At 29.0% G+C, this 575-nt stretch carries 1 protein-coding gene; it reads right to left on the bottom strand.

Going from position 1 to position 575, the window contains the following annotated elements; genetic code table 11:
• Positions 1–245 precede the first annotated feature (245 nt).
• Positions 246–575, bottom strand: a 330-nt coding sequence (locus AMN78_RS01120) for a DUF971 domain-containing protein (RefSeq protein ID WP_102133222.1), incomplete at its 5' end; no start/stop codon positions are given.

The raw sequence follows: 575 nt of genomic DNA, 5'->3' as shown, positions 1-575 counted from the left end.
ATTTATATGACTGAAATTTAGTGAATATTGTATTTAAATCTAATTGTTTTTACTATTTATTTTCTTTTATTGAATTCCAATTGCTTGAAGAAACCTCTATTATCACATCTTTATCTGGTGTGATTTTTATGGATTTATAATTTGTATTATTTATAGTATTAAATTCACGATGAGTGTTGTCACAATAAGGTAGCGTTAGACTCAATCCACAACTACATATACTATATTTCTTACAAGCTTTCAATTTAATTTCCATTATTTTCTCCTAATTTTCTAAGCATGTCATAAGTATAAAGTCCATCTGAATGATTATCGCTCCAGAAAATACGAAGGGCATAATGCCCTACTTTTTCTATAGTCAACGCCTTGTATGCTATATCTGTAAGATTTTGTTTAGGACCTTTATATATATTTCCAAGCGCATCTTTCTCACCTGAGCAAAATGCACAGGGACAATGATTACGTAGGATTCTTAATGAAATAAATGACTGTTTGTCATCATTCCATTTTACTGCCAACTCGTTATCCATAAGCAATAGGTCATTAATTGCTAAATTCTTTTTCATTGTAAAAAT

The organism is Candidatus Pelagibacter communis (assembly GCF_001179945.1).
GTDB lineage: Bacteria > Pseudomonadota > Alphaproteobacteria > Pelagibacterales > Pelagibacteraceae > Pelagilacustribacter > Pelagilacustribacter ubique_A.
The sequence above is the reverse complement of the archived record's forward strand: the minus strand, read 5'-3'. Positions and strand labels throughout refer to the sequence as shown.